Origin of the sequence: Brachybacterium sp. Z12 (assembly GCF_014400405.1) — a bacterium.
GTDB lineage: Bacteria > Actinomycetota > Actinomycetes > Actinomycetales > Dermabacteraceae > Brachybacterium.
The window spans coordinates 2404830-2421398 of record NZ_CP060496.1; the positions used below are offsets into that span (position 1 = coordinate 2404830).

Below are 16569 nucleotides of genomic sequence, written 5' to 3' on the forward strand. Positions count from 1 at the left end.
AGCCGCTCAGCGGGCGTCGACTCCCGCCGTGCCGATTCAGCTGGTGCGTTCGACCAGCGTCCTCGTGAAGGCAGTCAGCGCCTCCCGGACGGCGCCATCCGGAAGCTCGTCGAGGATCTCCACCGCCTCATCGGCTGTTCGCTGGGCGAGTGCTCGCGTCTCCTCGAGCGCAGGGTCGGCGCGGAGCAGGGCCACGAGCTCATTGAGAGCCTCGTCCGAGCTGAGGTCACCATCCAGCTTCGACACCAGATCGAGCGTCCGAGAGTCCTGCTGCTCAGCGGCCCGGCGCCGCACCAGCAGCGTGGGCATCGTGGGCACTCCCTCCCGCAGATCGATGCCGGGGTCTTCCCGCTCGTGGATGCCTCGCTCTCGAGGTCCAGGACGTCGTCAGCGAGCTGGAACGCGACCCCGATCTTCTCGCCGTACCGGCGCATCACCTCCGCGGCCCCTTCGGGACCGCCTGCAAGGGATGCACCGAGGCTGCCGGCCAGAGCGAGCAGTGATGCCGTCTTGTCCGAGAGGACGGAGATGTAGTGCTCGAACGGGTCGTCCTCCTCCCTGGGGCCGACGGTCTCGTGCAGCTGCCCCAGGCAGAGACGTTCGAAGGTCTCGGAATGGAGGCGCACCGCTTCGGTGCCGATCCGCGCGCTGAGACCGCTGGCCCGCGCGAAGAGGAAGTCGCCGGTGAGGATCGCGACGTTGTTGCCCCACAACGCATGGGCGCTGTCGGTGCCGCGACGGGTGGGAGCGGAGTCCATGACATCGTCGTGGTAGAGGCTCGCGAGGTGGGTGAGCTCCACCAGCACGGCCGCGTCGAGCACGCCGTCGGCATCGACGTCACCGAGGGAGGCGGCGAGCAGCACCAGCATCGGGCGCACTCGTTTGCCGCCGGCATCCATCAGGTGCCGACCCGTCCACCGGACCATGTCGTCCGATGTGGCCACGGATTCACGCAGCCGCTCCTCGATGACTCCGAGACGCTCGACGATGCTTGTCGCGAGCTGCTCATCGATGTCGGGAACGCCCGGCAACGTGGACGGCATGGTTCTCCTGGAGATCAGAGGGGCGCCGTCAACGGCGCGCCCTGACACGGACTGCGGATGCTCGAGGCGAGAGCGCTCCGAGCAGCGGGCCGCAGCAGCGAAAGCTGCGCGTGCCCGGCCACCGAGTCTACCGGGGTGCGGGGATGACGTATCGCCGCGGGGGTCCCGAGGTGAGCGGGACTACGCCCATATGGTGTGGGCCTGGACGGTCTGCAGCGACGCTTCGGCCGCTTCAGCACCGTGGGGCCGGCTTTCGGCAGCTCTCCGTTGAGCATCGCCCGATTTGGGCATGAAAAAGAGAGTGGGAGGAGCGAAACCCGAAAGGGTCTCAAGCTCACTCCCACTCCCCAAAAAGATGTCCGGCGGCGACCTACTCTCCCACACCCTCCCGAGTGCAGTACCATCGGCGCAATCGAGCTTAGCTTCCGGGTTCGGAATGGAACCGGGCGTTTCCTCGACGCTATGACCGCCGTAACACGGCGAGACAACAACTGACCCACCAGAACACCAACCCACCCCAAAGAGTGAACCAGCGCCCCGAGGAGTTGTTTCCCAAGAACCGCACAGTGGACGCAAACACGCATAAACAATAAAAATGTTGTAGTAAGTCATCGGCCATTAGTACCAGTCAGCTCCACACATTGCTGTGCTTCCACATCTGGCCTATCAACCCAGTGGTCTACTGGGGGCCTCTCACACCCAAAGGGTGTATGGATATCTCATCTCGAAGCAGGCTTCCCGCTTAGATGCTTTCAGCGGTTATCCCTTCCCGACGTAGCCAACCAGCCATGCCCTTGGCAGAACAACTGGCACACCAGAGGTCAGTCCATCCCGGTCCTCTCGTACTAGGGACAGGACTTCTCAAATATCCAACGCGCGCAGCGGATAGGGACCGAACTGTCTCACGACGTTCTAAACCCAGCTCGCGTACCGCTTTAATAGGCGAACAGCCTAACCCTTGGGACCAACTCCAGCCCCAGGATGCGACGAGCCGACATCGAGGTGCCAAACCATGCCGTCGATATGAGCTCTTGGGCAAGATCAGCCTGTTATCCCCGGGGTACCTTTTATCCGTTGAGCGACACCCATTCCACAATGAGGTGCCGGATCACTAGTTCCTGCTTTCGCACCTGCCCGACTTGTCAGTCTCGCAGTCAAGCTCCCTTGTGCACTTACACTCGACACCTGATTGCCAACCAGGCTGAGGGAACCTTTGAGCGCCTCCGTTACTCTTTAGGAGGCAACCGCCCCAGTTAAACTACCCATCAGACACTGTCCCTGATCCGGATCACGGACCGAGGTTAGGAATCCAGAACGACCAGAGTGGTATTTCAACAATGACTCCACACCCACTGGCGTGAATGCTTCCAAGTCTCCCACCTATCCTACACAAGCCGTCCCGAACACCAATATCAAACTATAGTAAAGGTCCCGGGGTCTTTCCGTCCTGCTGCGCGTAACGAGCATCTTTACTCGTAATGCAATTTCGCCGAGTTCGCGGTTGAGACAGTGGAGAAGTCGTTACGCCATTCGTGCAGGTCGGAACTTACCCGACAAGGAATTTCGCTACCTTAGGATGGTTATAGTTACCACCGCCGTTTACTGGGGCTTAAATTCTCAGCTTCGAACTCCGAAGAGCTCTAACCGGTCCTCTTAACCTTCCAGCACCGGGCAGGCGTCAGTCCGTATACAGCGTCTTACGACTTCGCACGGACCTATGTTTTTAGTAAACAGTCGCTTCTCCCTGGTCTCTGCGGCCCTCACCGCTCTCACGGTTCGGGCCCCCTTCTCCCGAAGTTACGGGGGCATTTTGCCGAGTTCCTTAACCACGATTCTCTCGAACGCCTCGGTATTCTCTACCTGATCACCTGAGTCGGTTTAGGGTACGGGCGACCGTATTCGTCACGCCGGAACTTTTCTTGGCAGTACAGGATCACTCACCTACGCCCATACGGGATCCCCATCACGTCTGACCCTTATATGGCCCCAGCATTACCCGGGGCCGGGCTGCACGCTTAGACGGACTATTCCATTAAGTCCGCGGAAGCTACCTCTCTGCGTCATTCCTCGCGCTGACCTACTACAACCTTGGTTCCCAGCCTCGTCAACCTCCACACCCCGAAGGGCATGGGGAAAACTCGGGTGGTTAGCATCGACTGCCTCGGTATGGGTCCTCCTACGATCGGTTCGGGAATATCAACCCGATGTCCATCGACTACGCCTGTCGGCCTCGCCTTAGGTCCCGACTAACCCAGGGCGGATAAACCTGGCCCTGGAACCCTTGATCAATCGGCGGACGGGTTTCTCACCCGTCTTTCGCTACTCATGCCTGCATTCTCACTCGTACAGCCTCCACCACTGGGTTCCCCCGCAGCTTCGCTGGCTGTACGACGCTCCCCTACCCATCCAGCCACAAGGACTGAATGACACAGCTTCGGCGGTGTGCTTGAGCCCCGCTAAATTGTCGGCGCAGAATCACTTGACCAGTGAGCTATTACGCACTCTTTCAAGGGTGGCTGCTTCTAAGCCAACCTCCTGGTTGTCTCAGCAACTCCACATCCTTTTCCACTTAGCACACGCTTAGGGGCCTTAGCTGATGTTCTGGGCTGTTTCCCTCTCGACTATGAAGCTTATCCCCCACAGTCTCACTGCTACGCTCTCACGTACCGGCATTCGGAGTTTGGCTAAGGTCAGTAACCCGGTGGGGCCCATCGCCTATCCAGTGCTCTACCTCCGGCACGAAACACGTAACGCTGCACCTAAATGCATTTCGGGGAGAACCAGCTATCACGAAGTTTGATTGGCCTTTCACCCCTATCCACAGGTCATCCCCTCCATTTTCAACTGAAGTGGGTTCGCGCCTCCACGCGGTCTTACCCGCGCTTCACACTGCCCATGGATAGATCACTTCGCTTCGGGTCTAGAGCCGGCGACTGAACGCCCCGTTCAGACTCGCTTTCGCTACGGCTACCCCACACGGGTTAACCTCGCCACCGACCACTAACTCGCAGGCTCATTCTTCAAAGGCACGCCGTCACCCCTAAAGGCTCCGACGGATTGTAAGCACACGGTTTCAGGTACTATTTCACTCCCCTCCCGGGGTGCTTTTCACCTTTCCCTCACGGTACTTGTCCGCTATCGGTCAAGAGGTAGTATTCAGGCTTACCAGGTGGTCCTGGCAGATTCACACCGGATTTCACGGGCCCGGTGCTACTCGGGAACAGCATCGCGCCGTACATCGATTTCGTCTACGGGGTCACACCCTCTACGCCGTCGCACTCACACGACTTCGACTACCGCTGCACGTCCACGCTGAACCGCCGGCAGACGGTCCTGATACGTCCCACAACCCCCAACCTGCAACCCCTGCCGGGTATCACACAGATCAGGTTTAGCCTCCTCCGCTTTCGCTCGCCACTACTCACGGAATCACTGTTGTTTTCTCTTCCTGCGGGTACTGAGATGTTTCACTTCCCCGCGTTCCCTCCACACCGCCTATACATTCAGCGGCGGGTACCACGACATGACTCGTGGTGGGTTTCCCCATTCGGACATCCTCGGATCACAGTTCGGTTGTCAACTCCCCGAGGCTTAACGCAGACTCCCACGTCCTTCTTCGGCTCCTCTTGCCAAGGCATCCACCGTGTGCCCTTTAAAACTTACGGCAACACACAAAGACACAAAATCTTCAAAATTGCTTACAAGATGCTCGCGTCCACTATGCAGTTCTCAAGAAACAACCCCACACCAACACCACCCACGCAATCACGGGGGCAGCATCAGGGAGGACCAGCCACACACCCCACAAAACCCCAGCCACCAAAGCGACCAGGGTCATGGGGCTGCGTGCAGCCTCACAACCCAATAGCGTGTCTCCACCTCAAACCACCCAGCAACCCACGTTCCACACCCCCAAAGGGAGCTGTACTAGCAAGCCATACCGGCTGATGAAGTGCCTATTCGTTGATGTTCCACCCTTGAGCAACCACCCCCACCACACTCGGGCAGGAAAATGGCCACCATAATTGGTGATGCTCCTTAGAAAGGAGGTGATCCAGCCGCACCTTCCGGTACGGCTACCTTGTTACGACTTAGTCCCAATCACCGATCCCACCTTCGACAGCTCCCTCACGAGGATGGGCCACTGGCTTCGGGTGTTACCGACTTTCGTGACTTGACGGGCGGTGTGTACAAGGCCCGGGAACGTATTCACCGCAGCGTTGCTGATCTGCGATTACTAGCGACTCCGACTTCATGGGGTCGAGTTGCAGACCCCAATCCGAACTGAGGCCGGCTTTTTGGGATTCGCTCCACCTCACAGTTTCGCAACCCATTGTACCGACCATTGTAGCATGCTTGAAGCCCAAGACATAAGGGGCATGATGATTTGACGTCGTCCCCACCTTCCTCCGAGTTGACCCCGGCAGTCTCCTATGAGTCCCCACCATGACGTGCTGGCAACATAGAACAAGGGTTGCGCTCGTTGCGGGACTTAACCCAACATCTCACGACACGAGCTGACGACAACCATGCACCACCTGTGCACCAGTCCGAAGAAAGCCACATCTCTGCGGCCGTCCGGTGCATGTCAAGCCTTGGTAAGGTTCTTCGCGTTGCATCGAATTAATCAGCATGCTCCGCCGCTTGTGCGGGCCCCCGTCAATTCCTTTGAGTTTTAGCCTTGCGGCCGTACTCCCCAGGCGGGGCACTTAATGCGTTAGCTACGACGCGGAAAACGTGGAATGTCCCCCACATCTAGTGCCCAACGTTTACGGCATGGACTACCAGGGTATCTAATCCTGTTCGCTACCCATGCTTTCGCTCCTCAGTGTCAGTAATGGCCCAGAGACCTGCCTTCGCCATCGGTGTTCTTCCTGATATCTGCGCATTTCACCGCTACACCAGGAGTTCCAGTCTCCCCTACCACACTCTAGCCTGCCCGTACCCACCGCACGCCCGAGGTTGAGCCTCGGGTTTTCACGGCAGACGCGACAAGCCACCTACGAGCTCTTTACGCCCAATAATTCCGGACAACGCTTGCGCCCTACGTATTACCGCGGCTGCTGGCACGTAGTTAGCCGGCGCTTCTTCTGCAGGTACCGTCACTTTCGCTTCTTCCCTACTGAAAGAGGTTTACAACCCGAAGGCCGTCATCCCCCACGCGGCGTCGCTGCATCAGGCTTTCGCCCATTGTGCAATATTCCCCACTGCTGCCTCCCGTAGGAGTCTGGGCCGTGTCTCAGTCCCAGTGTGGCCGGTCGCCCTCTCAGGCCGGCTACCCGTCATCGTCTTGGTGAGCCATTACCTCACCAACAAACTGATAGGCCGCGAGTCCATCCTTCACCGATAAATCTTTCCAACCCCCACCATGCGACAAGGGTTCATATCCGGTATTAGCCACGATTTCCCGAGGTTATCCCGAAGTGAAGGGCAGGTTACTCACGTGTTACTCACCCGTTCGCCACTAATCAGGTAGTGCAAGCACCACCGTCATCGTTCGACTTGCATGTGTTAAGCACGCCGCCAGCGTTCGTCCTGAGCCAGGATCAAACTCTCCATGAAAAAACATGAAAAACAGTATCCTGACAACATAAACAAACAACCAGCATATAACTGCTGTATCATCCGTATTATAATTGCCATTCAAAATAATGGCATCAACAAACAGACACGCTATTGAGATATCAAGCAACACGCGCACATCGTCGTCTCCCCGCTGCGGCGGATCGAGTCAGAGGCTCGGTGGCGCCGGCGGAAGATTCCGTCCGACTGAAGTTTTGCTTCGTCGCCCCGGCGCAAGTCACTACCCTAGCAGTTTCTCGCGGCCCTTCGCAACTCCGCTCCGTGTGCTCCCGGTCTCGTTCGGATCAACCTGCAATCCCCCTGCGACCTGCTCACGGACGCCTTCCCGGTTACCCGGTCCGACTGCCCTGCGGCGATCCCGCTCCACTCCGTTCCGGCGACTCCCGCTGGGAGACTGTCGGCCCTTCGTGTCTGCGTTCTCGCTGCTGACAAGAAAGAACATTACGGGTCCCGGCGGGGGCCGTCAAACCCGGGGATTCAGGCTCCGTTCACCTCGCTGACCGACCAAACCTGCAGGTCAACCCGCGTTTCGCGGTTTCGGGAAAGCGCTCGTTCACCTGGATGTGACCCACGTCTGAGAGAGGCGTCACCGCGGCTTATCGTCGGCTTGACACTTTCCGTTCGGCTCCGTATCCGGGCGCGTCGGCTCCGCTGCTGCAGCTCCACAACATCGGTTCTGCCTTACTCGGGAACGCCACGAGCCCCGGGCACTGCAGGCGCAGTGCACGGGGCTCGTGATCGATGGGTCCGGCGTTCAGCCGAGGAGGCGGACCATCGCAGCGTTCTTGCGTCCTCGACGCAGGAGCAGATGCCTGCCCGGGAGCGGGTCGAAGTCGCCCGCTTCGCGGGCCAGGTCGTCGGCCGTCAGCTTCTCCCCGTTGAGCGAGAGGCCTCCACCTGCCGCGTCCCGCCGAGCGGCACCCTTCGAGGCGGCGATACCTGCCTCAACGAAGGCGTCCACCAGCGGCGTGGTCGTGGAGACCTCCGCGCCCGGCAGCTCACGGGAGATCGCGCTGATCGTCGGCTCATCGAGCTCACGCACATCGCCGCGTCCGAACAGCACCGCAGCCGCCGCCTTGGCCTGCGTCGTGGCCTGCTCTCCGTGCACCATCGTGGTGATCTCATCGGCGAGCAGCTTCTGAGCAGCGCGCTCGTGCGAAGCGGCCTCGGTGGCGTGCTCGAGCTCAGCGATCTCCTCCTGCGTGCGGAAGGTGAAGTACTTCAGGTAGTTCACGACGTCCGCGTCGGCCGCATTGAGCCAGAACTGGTGGAACGCGTACGGGCTGGTCAGCTCGGCATCCAGCCAGACCGCTCCGCCCTCGCTCTTACCGAACTTGGTGCCGTCCGCTTTCGTGACCAGCGGTGTGGTCAGCGCATGGACCTCATGGCCCTCCACCTTGTGGATCAGGTCGACGCCCGCGAGCAGGTTGCCCCACTGGTCGTTGCCCCCGTACTGGAGGGAGACCCCGTGACGGCGATGCAGCTCGAGGTAGTCGATGCCCTGGAGCACCTGGTAGCTGAACTCGGTGTAGCTGATGCCCTCATCGCTCTGCAGGCGACGGGCCACGGTGTCCTTCGCGAGCATGGTGCCCATGCGGAAGTGCTTGCCCATGTCCCGCAGGAAGTCCAGGGCGCTCATCTGCCCGATCCAGTCGAGGTTGTTCACCATGGTCACGGCGTACTCGTCCTCGAGGTCGAGGAAACGGGAGATCTGTCCGCGCAGGCTGTCCACCCAGGCGCCGACGATCTCGGCGTCGTTGAGCACCCGCTCGCCCGACATGCGGGGGTCGCCGATCAGGCCGGTCGCTCCCCGACGAGCGCGTACGGGTGATGGCCGGCGAGCTGGAGGCGGCGCATCGTGAGCACCTGCGTCAGATGCCCGACATGGAGGGAGGCCGCGGTCGGGTCGAAGCCGCAATACAGGCTGATCGGTCCGTCCGCCAGAGCGCTGCCGAGCGCCTCGCGCCCGGTGGTCTGCACGACGAGTCCTCGCCAGGCGAGCTCGTCCAGGACGGAATGCATCGATCAGTTCCTCTCGGGGTGGCACGGGGTGCCGATGGCCCCGGCCGGGAACAGCCGGGGTGGTGCTGGCACGGTGGTGGACGAGGTCCCCCAGGGTGCCGGGGCGGTCACCTGTGGAAGGTGTCCGTGCGCCATTGTCACAGATGCGCGCTCCGCACGGCATCCCGGCGTCGGGCCGCGGGACGAAGACGCCCCGCTCCCCCGGGTCTGGAGAAGCGGGGCGCGCGGTGCTCAGCGGTCGCGGGTGAATCCGCGCAGCGCAGAGATCGCTGCGGAGGCGGCGTCCTCCTGCTCCGCGACCCGGGCGGGGGCGGTGCCGCCCTTGGCGTCACGCGAGGCGATGGAGCCCTCGACCGAGAGCACCGAGCGGACCGAGCCGTCCAGGTGCTCGGAGATCGAGGTCAGCTCCTCGTCGGTGAGATCCCACAGCTCCTTGTCCTGGGACTCGGCGACCTTCACGCAGGCTCCCGAGATCTCGTGGGCGCTGCGGAAGGGCACACCGCGCCGCACCAGGTGATCGGCGATGTCCGTGGCGAGCGAGAAGCCCTGGGGCGCGAGCTCGGCCATCCGGTCGGTGTGGAACACCAGGGTCGCCATCATGCCGGTGAAGGCCGGCAGCACCAGATCCAGCGAGTCGACCTGGTCGAAGACCGGCTCCTTGTCCTCCTGGAGATCACGGTTGTACGCGAGCGGGAGGGCCTTGAGCGTGGTCAGCAGTCCCACCAGGTCGCCGACCAGGCGACCGGCCTTGCCACGCGCCAGCTCGGCGATGTCCGGGTTCTTCTTCTGCGGCATGATCGAGGAGCCCGTGGAGTAGGCGTCGTCCAGGGTGATGAACGAGAACTCCTTGGTGTTCCACAGGATGATCTCCTCAGCCAGGCGCGACAGATCGATGCCGATCATCGCGAGGGCGAAGGAGAACTCGGCGGTGAGATCGCGTGAAGCGGTCCCGTCGATGGAGTTCCACACCGAGTCCGAGAAGCCCAGCTCCGCGGCGACGGCCTGGGGATCCAGCCCGAGGCTCGAGCCGGCCAAGGCGCCGGAGCCGTACGGCGAGCTGTCCGCGCGGGCATCGAGGTCCCGCAGCCGCTCGACGTCACGCAGCAGCGGCCATGCGTGGGCCAGCAGGTGGTGGCTGAGCAGCAGCGGCTGGGCGTGCTGCAGGTGGGTGCGGCCCGGCATGGGTGCGCCGTGCACCTCGCGGGCACGCGCCACCAGCACGTCCACCAGGTCGAGCACCTGATCGCCGATCGCCCGCGACTGGTCGCGGATGAACAGGCGGATCAGGGTGGCGATCTGGTCGTTGCGGGAGCGACCGGCGCGCAGCTTGCCGCCGAGCTCCGTCCCCGCCCGCTCGATCAGGCCACGCTCGAGCGCGGTGTGCACGTCCTCGTCGTCGGGAGCGGCGGCGAAGGCGCCGGAGGCGACGTCGGCCGCGAGACGATCGAGCGCCCCCTGCATCCCGGCGAGCTCGTCATCGCTCAGCAGACCGGCCGCATGCAGCACGTTCGCGTGGGCCTTGGAGCCGCGCAGGTCGTACTGCGCCAGGCGCCAGTCGAAATGCGTGGACACCGACAGCGCCGCCAGCGCGGCCGCAGGGCCGGAGCCGAAGCGTCCGCCCCACAGGGAGGCCTTCTCCTGGGCGGCAGAGGCGTCGCCGCCCGGCGCGTGAGGGTCCTGGCTCATTCCTGATCCTCGGCGGCGTCCAGGTCCTCCCCGTTGCCGAAGGCGACGTCGCGCGCTGCGGCCTGCTTGGCGGCCAGTCCGTAGATGTCGATGAAGCCGCGGGCGCTGGACTGGTCGAAGGTGTCGCCCTCGTCGTAGGTGGCGAGGTTGAAGTCGTACAGGCCGGTCTCGGTGCGGCGTCCGGTCACGGTGGCGCGGCCGCCGTGCAGGGTCATGCGGATGTCGCCGCTGACGTAGCGCTGGGTGTCATCGATGAAGGCGTCCAGGGACTTCTTCAGCGGGGAGAACCACTGGCCGTCGTAGACCAGATCGGTCCAGCGGTCGCTGACGGAGCGCTTGAAGCGGGCCTGCTCGCGCTCGAGGGTGACGCGCTCGAGCTCCTGGTGCGCGGTGATCAGCGTCATCGCGCCGGGCGCCTCGTAGACCTCACGGGACTTGATGCCCACCAGGCGGTCCTCGACGATGTCGATGCGGCCGATGCCCTGGGCTCCGGCGCGGCTGTTCAGCTGCTGGATGGCCTCGAGCGGGGTGACCGCGCGGCCGTCGATCGCGACCGGGATGCCGCGCTCGAAGCTGATGACGACCTCATCGGCGACCGGCGGGAAGGCGGGGTCGTCGGTGTAGCTGAAGACGTCCTTGGTGGGCTCGTTCCAGATGTCCTCGAGGAAGCCGGTCTCGATGGCGCGGCCCCAGACGTTCTGGTCGATCGAGAAGGGGTTGTGCTTGGTGGTCTCGATGGGCAGGCCCTTGCGCTCGGCGTACTGGATCGCCTTGTCGCGGGTCAGGGCGAGGTCACGCACCGGAGCGATGCACTTGAGCTCGGGGGCCAGCGAGGTGATGGAGACCTCGAAGCGCACCTGGTCGTTGCCCTTGCCGGTGCAGCCGTGGGCGACCGTGGAGGCGCCGAACTTCTTGGCCGCCTTGACCAGGTGCTTGGTGATCACCGGGCGGGAGATCGCCGAGACGTTCGGGTAGGCGTCCATGTAGAGGGAGTTCGCCTTGAGCGCCGGCATGCAGTACTCGTTCGCGAACTCGTCGCGGGCGTCGGCCACATAGGCCTCGACGGCCCCGCAGTCCAGAGCGCGCTGGCGGATGACTTCGAGATCCTCGCCGCCCTGGCCGACGTCCACCGCGCAGGCGATGACGTCGGCGCCGGTGGCGTCGTGGATCCAGCCGATGGCGACGGAGGTGTCGAGGCCGCCGGAGAAGGCGAGGACGATGCGTTCGGTCACGGGAGATGCTCCTAGTCGTGGTTCACAGAGGGTTCAGGTGGGCACGGCGGGGCCGGTGCCCGGGGTTCATGCGGTCGAGGGGTCAGGCGCTGCGGGGTGTGTCAGGGGCCGATGGGTCGGCGGTCTCCCGTCGGCCCTCCGCGAGATCGAGCAGGCGCTCGGCCAGTCGATCACCGCCCGCGGGGTCTCGCGACACCAGCAGCACGGTGTCATCGCCTGCGATCGTACCGAGGACATCCGGCATCACGGAGCGGTCCATGGCGGAGGCGAGATACTGCGCACCTCCGGGCGGTGTGCGCACCACGACCAGGTTGCCGCTCGCCTCCGCGGAGACGAGCAGCCCTTCGGCGAGTCGCGGCAGGCGCGCCTCCAGCAGCTCGTTCTCCGGTGCGGTCGCCGGGCGGACGGACCCGCCCTCCGGGGAAGGCGGTAGACGAGACTGCCTGCCGAGCCGCGGATCTTCTCCGCCTGCAGCTCCACCAGGTCGCGGGAGAGGGTGGCCTGGGTGACCTCGATGCCCTCGGCCGTCAGCAGCTGCGCGAGCTGTGACTGGGAGGACACCTCCTGGTGGGTGAGGATCTGGACGATCCGCTGCTGACGGGAGGTCTTGGTCTGGGCCAGGGCCCGGCGTGAATCGGTCATCGTCGCTCTCCCGCCGGCAGCGCCTGCGCCGCGGTGGCCTGGTCAGGATGCTCGAGCAACCAGGTCAGCAGGGCCTTCTGGGCGTGCAGGCGGTTCTCCGCCTCGTCCCAGACCACGGAGGCGGGACCATCGATGACCTCGGCGGTGACCTCCTTGCCGCGGTAGGCGGGCAGGCAGTGCAGGAAGATCCCGCCGGAGAGCTGCATGAGCTCCTCGGTGACCTGGAAGGGAGCGAACGTCGCCTCGCCGCGTCCGTCCTCGCCCTCCTGGCCCATCGAGACCCAGGTGTCGGTGATGACGGCGGTCGCGCCGCTGACTGCGGCGCGGGGATCCTCGGTGAGGGTGACGGAGCCGCCGGTGCGCTCGGCGATCGCGGTGGCGTCGGCCACGATCTGGGGATCGGGCCGATGGGAGGCGGGCGAGGCGATGCGCACGTCCATCCCCGCGGTGACGCCCCCAGCAGGTAGGAGTGCGCCATGTTGTTGGCTCCGTCCCCGAGGTAGGCCAGGGAGCGCCCGGCCAGAGCGGCGTCGCCCTCCGCGAGTCCGCCGGTGTGCTGGGCGATGGTCTGCAGATCCGCGAGGATCTGGCAGGGGTGGAACTCATCGGTCAGCGCATTGACGACGGGCACCGTCGAGTGCTCGGCCATCTCCTGGATCCGCTCCTGCCCGAAGGTGCGCCACACGATCGCGGAGACCATGCGGGTGAGCACCTTGGTGGTATCGGCGATCGACTCGCCGCGGCCCAGCTGGCTCGATGCCGCCTCGAGCACCAGGGGCTGCCACCGAGCTCGGCGACGCCGGTGGCGAAGGAGATCCGGGTGCGGGTGGAGGACTTGTCGAACATGATCGCGACGGTGCGGGGACCCTCGAGCGGGCGTGCGGCGAAGCGGTCCTCGGCGAGGCTGAGCGCGAGGGCGAGGACCTCCTTCTGCTCGGCCGGGCTCAGGTCGTCGTCGCGCAGGAAGTGGCGGGGCATCTCAGTTCTCTCCTTCGGGCGCGGCGGCCTCGAGCAGCGCGGGCAGGGCAGCGGTGAAGGTCGCCAGCGGCGCCGGGGTGATCACCAGCGGCGGGGCGAGTCGCAGCGTGGACGCATCCGGGGCGTTGACGATGAAGCCGGCCTCGAGGGCCGCCGCCACCAGCTGGGTCGCGATCGGCGCGTTCAGCCCGATGCCGAGCAGCAGCCCCGTGCCGCGCACCTCCTGGATCAGCGGGTGCTCGAGCGCGAGGATCTCGCGGGTCAGCTCCTCCCCACGTCGCGGACGTGGGCGAGCAGGCTGTCCTCGAGGATCGTGCCGATCACGGCGAGCGCGGCGGCGGAGGCCAGCGGGTTCCCACCGAAGGTGGTGCCGTGCTGGCCGGGCTGCAGCAGATCGTGCACCTCGGGTCCGTAGCTGATCACAGCGCCGATCGGGAAGCCGCCGCCGAGGCCCTTGGCGAGGGTCATCACGTCAGGCTGGAGGCCCTCGACCGCCTGGTGCGCGAACCAGTGCCCGGTGCGGCCCATGCCGGTCTGGACCTCGTCGAGGATCAGCAGGGTGCCGTGCTCGCGGGTGAGGCGCCGCAGCGCGCGCAGGTAGTCATGGCTGAGGGCGCGCACCCCGGCCTCGCCCTGGATGGGCTCGGCGAACACCGCGGCCACATCACCCGGGGCGAGCGCCTCGGCGAGGGCCCGCTCGTCCCCTGCCGCGATGAACTCGACACCGCCGGGCAGCGGCTCGAACGGGGTCCGGTACGCCTCCTTGGAGGTGATCGCGAGCGCGCCCATGGTGCGGCCGTGGAAAGAGTTCGTCAGCGCGAGGATGCGGGGGCGGCCGGTGCGGCGGGCGATCTTGAACGCTGCCTCGTTCGCCTCGGTGCCGGAGTTCGCGAAGAACACCCCGGAGCCGGCGGGTGCCGCAGAGAGCTCCAGCAGCTTCTCGGCGAGCTCGATCTGCGGCGCGGAGGCGAAGAAGTTCGAGACGTGTCCGAGGGTCTCCGCCTGCTTCGTGATCGCGGACAGCAGCGCGGGGTGGGCGTGGCCGAGCGCGTTGACGGCGATCCCTGCGAGCAGGTCGAGGTACTGCTTCCCGTCGGTGTCCCACACGTGCACGCCCTCGCCGCGGGCGAGGACCTTCTGCGGCCTGCCGAAGACGGGCAGCAGAGCCTCGCCGTAGCGCTGGGCCAGCTCGTCGGCGTGTTCCTGATCAGACATAGTCGTCCCTCCTCACCATGGTGCCCACGCCCTTGGTCGTGAACACCTCCAGCAGGACCGCATGCTCGATGCGGCCGTCGATCATCGCCGCCGTGCGCACTCCGGCGTCGACGGCCCCCAGCAGCGCCTCGGCCTTCGGGATCATCCCGGCGGTGAGCGAGGGGAGCATCTCCCGCAGCTCCGAGGCGGAGACCTCGGGGATCAGCGAGGCGCGGTCGGGCCAGTCGCGGTAGAGGCCCTCGACATCGGTGAGCATGACCAGCTTCTCCGCATCCAGCCCCTCAGCCAGGGCGGCGGCGGCGAGGTCTGCGTTGATGTTCAGCACCTCGCCGGTGGGCTCGCCCTCGGCGTCGATCTCGGGAGCGATCGAGGAGATCACCGGGATCCGCCCGCTCTCGAGCAGGTCGCTGATGGCGTCGATGTTGACGCCGGAGACCGCACCGACATGCCCGAGGTCGACGTCCTCACCGTCCACGACGGTGCCGCGCCGGGTGGCGGTGAAGAGGCGGGCATCCTCCCCCGACATGCCGATCGCAAAGGGCCCGTGGTGGTTGATCAGACCCACGAGCTCCCGGCCCACCTGGCCCACCAGCACCATCCGGGCGATGTCCATGGTCTCGGCGTCGGTCACGCGCAGCCCACCGCGGAAGGTGGACTCCTTGCCGAGCCGCTCGAGCATCACGTTGATCTGGGGGCCGCCGCCGTGGACGACGACCACCCGGATGCCGGCGAGACGCATGAAGACGATGTCCGCGGCGAAAGCCGCGGCGCAGCTCCTCGTCGATCATCGCGTTGCCGCCGTACTTGACCACCACGATCTTTCCGCGGAAGCGCTGCATCCAGGGCATCGCCTCGACGAGCACCTCGGACTTCTCACGGGCCTCGGTGCGGGCGGCGTCGAGCTGGGCGAGCGGGTTCTTGCCGACGAGCGGCCCGTCGCCGGCCGGTTCCGCGGCCGGGACGCTGTGCGGGGAGGAGTTCATGAGGAGTAGGCGCTGTTCTCTTCGACGTAGTCGTGGGTGAGGTCGTTGGTCCAGATGTCGCCGGTGGCATCGCCGGCGCCGAGGTCGACCTCGATGAGGGTCTCGCGCGGGGTCATGTCCACCTCGGAGCGGTCGCGGTGGGCGCCGCCTGCGCGGCACACCTCGATGCCGTTGACGGTGACCGAGAGGTCTGCGACGTCGAAGGGGGCGACGGCCTCAGGCACGCAGCCGGCGGCGGAGACGATGCGGCCCCAGTTGGGGTCGTTGCCGAAGATCGCGGCCTTGACCAGGTTGGAGCGGGCGATCTCCCGTGCCACCGCGAGGGCGGCGCCCTCGCTGCTCGCGGAGCGGACGATCACGTGGACGTCGTGGCTCGCGCCCTCCGCGTCGGCGACCAGCTGGCGTGCGAGATCGGCGCTGACGGCGCGCACCGCCTCGGTGAGCTCCTCGAGGCCGAGGGTGAGGCCGCTCGCGCCGGAGGCCAGCAGGATGACGGTGTCGTTGGTGGACATGCAGGCGTCGGAGTCGACGCGGTCGAAGGTGGTGCGGGTGGCTCCGCGCAGGGCGGCATCGGCCATCTCCGCGTCGACGTCCGCATCGGTGGTCAGCACCACGAGCATGGTCGCGAGCTGGGGCGCGAGCATCCCCGCTCCCTTGGCGATCCCGCCGACGACCGCACCGGAGGGCGTGGTGATCTCTGCGGTCTTCGGCACCGTGTCGGTGGTCATGATCGCGCGGGCGGTGGCGGAGTCGGCCTCGGGGCCCTCGGCGAGCTGCTGCGTGGCGGTGGTGACGCCGGCCAGCAACTTCTCCATCGGCAGCCGCTCCCCGATCAGTCCGGTCGAACAGACGAGCACGTCCTGCGCGGCGATGTCGAGCTCGTCGGCGAGATGCTCGGCGGTGCGGTGGGTGTCGGCGAAGCCCTCGGGGCCGGTGCAGGCGTTGGCGCCGCCGGAGTTGAGCACCACGGCACGGGCGCGCCCGTCGGAGACCGCCTCACGGGACCAGAGCACGGGCGCGGCCTGGACCCGATTGGCGGTGAACACCGCGGCGGCGGTGTCACGGGGGCCGTCATTGACGATGAGGGCGAGATCGTGGGTGCCGGCGGACTTGATGCCGGCGGCGAGTCCGACGGCACGGAATCCGCGGGGGCGGGTGATGGTCACAGGAGCTCCTGGGAGATCT

General features: G+C 65.3%; 3 protein-coding genes, 3 rRNA genes and 6 pseudogenes. All 12 read right to left on the bottom strand.

What is annotated here, in order from left to right:
* Nucleotides 1-36: 36 nt before the first annotated feature.
* The 12 genes and pseudogenes from H3H54_RS12725 to argJ all read right to left on the bottom strand — a co-directional run bounded on the left by H3H54_RS12725 (nucleotide 37) and on the right by argJ (nucleotide 16550).
* A pseudogene (locus tag H3H54_RS12725) lies at nucleotides 37-1043 on the bottom strand (polyprenyl synthetase family protein).
* Between the two features lie 357 nt (nucleotides 1044-1400).
* Nucleotides 1401-1517 (bottom strand): 5S ribosomal RNA (rrf, locus tag H3H54_RS12730).
* A gap of 125 nt (nucleotides 1518-1642) precedes the next feature.
* Nucleotides 1643-4708: ribosomal RNA gene (locus H3H54_RS12735) — 23S ribosomal RNA — on the bottom strand.
* 377 nt (nucleotides 4709-5085) lie between these two features.
* A 16S ribosomal RNA gene (locus H3H54_RS12740) occupies nucleotides 5086-6605 on the bottom strand.
* The 16S, 23S and 5S rRNA genes sit together here, the layout of an rRNA operon.
* 775 nt (nucleotides 6606-7380) lie before the next feature.
* Nucleotides 7381-8648: pseudogene (gene tyrS, locus H3H54_RS12745) on the bottom strand (tyrosine--tRNA ligase).
* Between the two features lie 231 nt (nucleotides 8649-8879).
* Nucleotides 8880-10334 (bottom strand): argininosuccinate lyase, encoded by a 1455-nt coding sequence (argH, locus tag H3H54_RS12750; RefSeq protein ID WP_262424160.1) that lies wholly within the window; start codon nucleotides 10332-10334, stop codon nucleotides 8880-8882.
* Nucleotides 10331-11566: an argininosuccinate synthase gene (locus H3H54_RS12755; protein ID WP_262424161.1), complete on the bottom strand. Its 1236-nt coding sequence runs from the start codon at nucleotides 11564-11566 to the stop codon at nucleotides 10331-10333. Before H3H54_RS12755 ends, argH begins: the two co-directional genes overlap by 4 nt.
* A gap of 82 nt (nucleotides 11567-11648) precedes the next feature.
* Nucleotides 11649-12208: pseudogene (locus tag H3H54_RS12760) on the bottom strand (arginine repressor).
* A pseudogene (gene argF, locus H3H54_RS12765) lies at nucleotides 12205-13186 on the bottom strand (ornithine carbamoyltransferase). Before argF ends, H3H54_RS12760 begins: the two co-directional pseudogenes overlap by 4 nt.
* Before the next feature lies 1 nt (nucleotide 13187).
* Nucleotides 13188-14401: pseudogene (locus H3H54_RS12770) on the bottom strand (acetylornithine transaminase).
* Nucleotides 14394-15384 (bottom strand): annotated as a pseudogene (gene argB / locus H3H54_RS12775) (acetylglutamate kinase). The pseudogenes H3H54_RS12770 and argB overlap by 8 nt, the downstream one beginning before the upstream one ends.
* Nucleotides 15381-16550, bottom strand: coding sequence for a bifunctional glutamate N-acetyltransferase/amino-acid acetyltransferase ArgJ (gene argJ / locus H3H54_RS12780; RefSeq protein ID WP_262424162.1), 1170 nt, complete (start codon nucleotides 16548-16550; stop codon nucleotides 15381-15383). Before argJ ends, argB begins: the two are co-directional and overlap by 4 nt.
* Nucleotides 16551-16569 lie beyond the last annotated feature (19 nt).